This is a genomic window from Microvirga calopogonii (genome assembly GCF_003347665.1).
Taxonomy (GTDB): Bacteria; Pseudomonadota; Alphaproteobacteria; order Rhizobiales; family Beijerinckiaceae; genus Microvirga; species Microvirga calopogonii.
This window is the reverse complement of record NZ_QDGA01000185.1, coordinates 1-5,119: the sequence shown is the minus strand read 5'-3', so window position 1 is coordinate 5,119 and position 5,119 is coordinate 1. Positions and strand designations below refer to the sequence as shown.

General features: G+C 59.8%; 3 protein-coding genes and 2 pseudogenes. 4 read left to right on the top strand and 1 reads right to left on the bottom strand.

Annotated elements, in window-relative coordinates:
* The first annotated feature begins 663 nt into the window (after positions 1 to 663).
* From ltrA to DDF70_RS38580, 4 genes and pseudogenes are all read left to right on the top strand, one after another.
* Positions 664 to 2,178: a group II intron reverse transcriptase/maturase gene (gene ltrA / locus DDF70_RS35275; RefSeq protein ID WP_114949008.1), complete on the top strand. Its 1,515-nt coding sequence runs from the start codon at positions 664 to 666 to the stop codon at positions 2,176 to 2,178.
* A 64-nt stretch (positions 2,179 to 2,242) separates the two neighbouring features.
* Positions 2,243 to 2,710, top strand: a pseudogene (locus DDF70_RS35270) (transposase); the annotation flags it as partial.
* Between the two features lie 179 nt (positions 2,711 to 2,889).
* Positions 2,890 to 3,807 (top strand): DMT family transporter, encoded by a 918-nt coding sequence (locus tag DDF70_RS35265; RefSeq protein ID WP_245435778.1) that lies wholly within the window; start codon positions 2,890 to 2,892, stop codon positions 3,805 to 3,807.
* Positions 3,804 to 4,169, top strand: a pseudogene (locus DDF70_RS38580) (argininosuccinate synthase domain-containing protein); the annotation flags it as partial. The gene DDF70_RS35265 and the pseudogene DDF70_RS38580, both read left to right, overlap by 4 nt.
* Positions 4,170 to 4,312: 143 nt before the next feature.
* Here the strand turns inward: DDF70_RS38580 and DDF70_RS35255 are convergent.
* Positions 4,313 to 5,119: IS701 family transposase (locus tag DDF70_RS35255; RefSeq protein ID WP_162820897.1), on the bottom strand; the 807-nt coding region annotated here is incomplete at its 5' end.

Below are 5,119 nucleotides of genomic sequence, written 5' to 3'. Positions count from 1 at the left end.
GACATCACCTACAGTGCGCCTCGTCCCGGATGGTCCGGGGTGCATATGTCTGGAATGCAAGGAGAAAGGAGAAAAGGAGAATGCCTTGCCCCCTGCTGTGAGGGGGCATGAGCCCAAGCGGCGGTGACCTGCCGTCAACTGGCAGGGTGACGGAGCCCGCAGGTAAAGGGGATTGAGGCGAAGCCGTTACGCCGAGATGATTCCCGAGGCTGAAGTATTGGAAGGTTGAGGAACACGAACCGGTTCACCCGCATCTGAGGGCTGGAATGTCGCCTCCGCCTACACGGCTTAACAGGCGGAATGCTGATGATGTCGCCGGACACGAAGGACGGCGTGCATCCGAACGTGAGCAGAGATGTAGGACGCTCGCGAAGGGCCATGGGGAGAACACAGCCAGACCATGGCATCGGCATCGACTTGCAGAATGCAAGGACAAAGACTGCGACCGGCAGCCTCACCAATACGCAAGATGTCCAGCATATGAACGAGGGAAGGCATGGTGGAATGCCAAGGGAGTTGACCCTGATGTCCATCATGCTGGCGGAGTTCCCGTAGTAGTCCGCGACAGGGAAAGCCTGTCACATGGCGAAGGGGAACAGTTCAAACTGCTTGAAGTGCAAACTACCTGACCCAACGAGGTGAAGACCTTTGATAATCAGCGAAATGCAGCACAAGCTCGCAACATGGGCCAAAGATGATCCGAACCGACGGTTCGATCGCCTTCTTCGGCTCATTGCCGATCGGGAGTGGCTTGCCGAAGCCGCCCGGATCGTTCTGGCGTCGAGCGGCGCTCGAACTCCGGGCCTTGACGGAAAGGATAAGCAACAGCTGCAGGCCGGACTGGATCAGCATCTGGCCGATCTGCGGATGAGCCTGCTGACGGGCAGCTACTGCCCTCAGCCGGTCAAGCGAATCTACATCCCGAAAGCGAACGGCAAACTGCGACCATTGGGTATCCCGACCCTAACAGACCGCATTGTCCAGCGCGCCATGCTGATGGTCATGGAGCCGATCTGGGAAAGCGATTTCCATCGGCTCTCCTATGGCTTCCGGCCTGAGCGGAGCGTGCATCATGCTGTCCGTACCGTGAAGATACAGCTTCAGGATGGAACCGATACGACCAGGGGCCGCTGGATCATCGAGGGTGATCTGGCAAGCTACTTCGATACGGTCCATCACCGGCTGCTTCTCCGATGTGTGCGGCGGCGGGTGCAGGACAGGCGATTTGTCGATCTTCTCTGTCAGTTCCTGAAGGCGGGTCACATTGATCGTGGCCTGTTCGTGGCCTCCAGCGAAGGCGTTCCGCAAGGTGGCGTTCTGTCACCGCTCCTGTCCAACATCATGCTCCATGAGTTTGATGCGTGGCTCGAGGCGAAATACCTCAGTGACAAGGCGCGTAAGGATCGATGGGCCTGGAACTTCGGCATCAAGCAAGGCCGTCCCATTACGGTTCGTGAGAACCGACAATGGAAGCCGGCCATCGCCTACTGTCGATACGCTGACGACTTTGTCGTGATCGTAAAAGGAACCAAGGCTCAGGCAGAAGAGATCCGTGAGGAATGCCGTGCCTTTCTGGAAGGTGACCTGAAGCTGACGCTGAATATGGGCAAAACCCATATCACCCACGTCAATGACGGCTTCGTCTTTCTGGGGCATCGGATCATTCGCAAGCGGGGGGCGCACGGACGTATGTCTGTCGTCACGACGATACCCAAGGAGAAGGCCAAGGGGTTTGTTCGCAGACTGACTGAGGTCCTCTCCGGCCATCATAGTGTCAGCACGGTCGAGATGATCGCCAGCCTCAACCGGCAACTGGCCGGCTGGGCAGCGTTCTACAAGTTCACCGACTTCACTGCGTCCGTGTTCCGGCACATCGACCATGTCGTGTTCTGGAAGCTGGCGCATTGGCTGGGGCACAAATACCGATCCCGCATCAAGCCTCTGATGCGCAAGTGGTACAAGGCCCCGGAATCGGGCAAGGCAAAAACCTGGCTTGTTTACGGTCGGACTGAGCGTGGCGAGGCCATCGGCAAAGCGCTCCACAGGCTTGTCTCAAGCCCCAAGGCGCGGTTCCGGTGGCGCAATCCGGAGGAAAACCCATACATCTTCCGGAGCGAAGCCCGCAGCACCGTCACATCGCACTATCAGGATGTTGCTATGGCCATGGGCCAAGCTTGAATAGAGAGCCGTATGCGCTGAAAGGTGCATGTACGGTTCGGGGAGGAGAAGCGCATTCGCGCTTCTTACTCCACTCCCCATGGCTCGCGGGTTTGTCTATCTCGCGGCAGTGGTCGACTGGTTCAGCCGGCGGGTTCTGGCCTGGCGGCTGTCGATCACCCTGGAGGCCGCCTTCTGCATCGAAGCCGTGGAGGAGGCGCTTGCCCGGTATGGGCGGCCGGAGATCTTCAACACCGATCAGGGGCGCCAGTTTACGTCGATGGCCTTCACGGATGTCCTGCTCAAGAACGAGATCGCAATCAGCATGGACGGTAAGGGCGCCTGGCGCGACAACGTCTTTGTCGAGCGGCTCTGGCGCAGCGTCAAATACGAGGAGGTGTATCTGAGGGCCTATGACAGCGTGTCCGAGGCCCGCGCCTCAATCGGCCGCTATCTGACTTTTTACAACAGCCGGAGGCCTCATTCATCCCTTGACCGCAAGACACCCGATCAGGCTTACTTCGACCCGCTGCCGCAGCTTGCGGCGGCCTGACCCCGGCAGACGCTCCACTTATCCAGCCGAAAACGCTGTTCAAACAAACCAAGCCACCTCAGTCTTCTAAGGCGCTTGAGCGCCGCTGGCCCGCGATTTGCCTCTCTCGTTGAGTAAGCGACTCGGCCTGCTGAATACCGCCAGGTCCTAAAGGTTCAAGATGCAAGAGGACACAAAACGTGGATAGCGGCAGCAGTGGCGGAACGTTGGCGTGGCACCAGCCGATAAGTGGTTTCTCGGCGGATCTGTCCGTCCTCGGGATCGCATTGGTTTGGGGTGCAAGCTATCCAGTGGCGAAAGGTGCGCTCGTTTTTGCACCTGTTCTCGTCCTCATCTTTTACCGGTTCCTGATCACTGCAGTCGCCATGTCCTTTGTCGCACACAAGGAAATTGCCGCAACCCTTCGTGGGGATTGTGCGCGCGGCGTTGTACTGGGGGCTATCCTGTTTGCGATTCTCTTAGCAGAGACCTATGGCGTGTCCTCAACGAACGCCTCAAATACCGCGCTTATCATCTCATTGTGCGTTGTTTTCACGCCCATCTTTGACTATGGACTCTCAAGAAAGTTGCCGCCGATTGGCGTTCTGGCCGGCGCCGGATGCTCTTGCTTAGGTGTCGCCACCTTGATGGGAGGAACGACCGCTTTCACCTTCGGGGATCTTCTTGTTCTGAGCGCCGCCGTATTGCGGGCTATTTTGGTGGTCACGACGAAGCGGCTGATGGCCGGTCGCCCTGTATCGTCAGCCGCCTTGACGACCCTTCAAGCCTCCACTGTCGCCATCCTTACGGTTACGCTCTTCCTGCTGCAGAGTGGCGCTTCCGAATTGGCGGTCAAAGGCGGTGGTCAGTTCTGGGCATCCGTCGCCTTCCTCTCACTCCTTTGCACAATTGCGGCCTTCTATGTTCAGAACGCTGCCATTCGGGGCAGCACGCCGACCCGCGTTGGCCTGCTGATGGGTACCGAGCCGCTCTTTGGCCTCCTATTCGCTGCCGTTATTGTGTCTGAACCGCTGACACTTCCCAGCCTCTGCGGGGCCGCCCTCATAATCGTCGGAACCACCGCCGGCACTATCTTTGAGAGGAAGATGGGATCATGAACACTCCAGCGTCACCCATAAATCGGCTGATTGGTCGCATTGAGAGCTTTGAAGATATCGTGACCTTTAGCGATCACTCTAAACCGGTCGTGACAATGTTCAGTGGCGGCTTGGATAGCACTTACCTGCTTTTCAGACTTCAGGAACTCGGCTTTCAGAATATCGATGCCGTTGCGGTCGGCGCGGGCGAGCCCATCGACCAGCCACTGCTGGAGCAGACCGCCGCAAGGTTCGGCGCCCGTTTTATCTGCCTTGATGGCCGGGAGGCTTTCATCGAAAGGGGCGTCAAGCCGGCCATTCGGGCCCATGCCAAGTATCTCGGCAATTACCCGCTGAGCAGTTCGTTGAGCAGGCCGGTAATCGCGAGTATAGTTGCCGATCATGCGGCGACCATTGGATCGGAGCTGCTCCTTCATACGGCAAACCTGTCGCAAAGTAGCCTGCCGCGCCTCAACAACAGTATCAAGCGACACGGCTTTTCCGGTCTTTTCGGCAGCCCCTATGTTCAGTCCGTTGTCTCGAGGCAACAAAAGGCTGCGGCCCTTGCCAGTATCGGGCTCACTTTCCTGACGGATCGCAATGTGCTCGTGCGGATGAGCACCTCAGACAGGGTCGGCAGGCGAGCGCCTTTGGTGCGCGGCCGGCCCGCCGTCCCCGGCCGGCGCCATGGGGCCGGCTCGTAGAGAGCCGCATCGAGCCGCAGCCGCGTGATGCAGATCACCCCCCGACGCGACAAAGCGGCCAGCAGCTCCAGAGCGGCAAAGCCCATATCGGTGACCAGCACCAGCTCGCGTTCGGGCAGCCAGCGCCGAACCTGCAGCACCATCTGGCGGGCCCAGTCGGTCAGCTTTTTGTGCCGCTGTCTGCGCTCACGGCAGTACCGCTCGGAGGGTGCCAGGGCGGTGAGGAACGGCAGAGCCCATGTGCGGGCCGCCCATGGGATCGGAGCCAGGAGCATGAGGCTGAGCCAGCGCAGGCCCGAGGCCTTGACGAAATGAGCATCCGAGGAGCGCACCGGATCGCGGTAGATGCCCTTGGCCTTGATGCGCTTGCCGCGGCGGCGCTCGATGGTGTCGTCGAGACCGAGAATGACCGGACCCGCCGGGACAAAGGCCTGGATCAGCAGGCCCAGCAGCAGCCGGGCCGCTTCGCGCCCACTCCAACGGGCCCGGCTGAGCACGCGATGGTCGTTGACGAAGTGGCGCTCGCGGCTGAGGCCGCAGATGCGCAAGATGCTGGTCACGGTGCGCTTGCCGGGCGCCAGGATGGCCCCGACGAGCAGGATTTCGGCATGACGCCACGTCCGGTGGCA

What these genes read in the sequence shown, in the direction of transcription:
- ltrA (WP_114949008.1), top strand. Translation starts at nt 664, where the DNA reads ATGCAGCACAAGCTCGCAACATGGGCCAAAGATGATCCGAACCGACGG.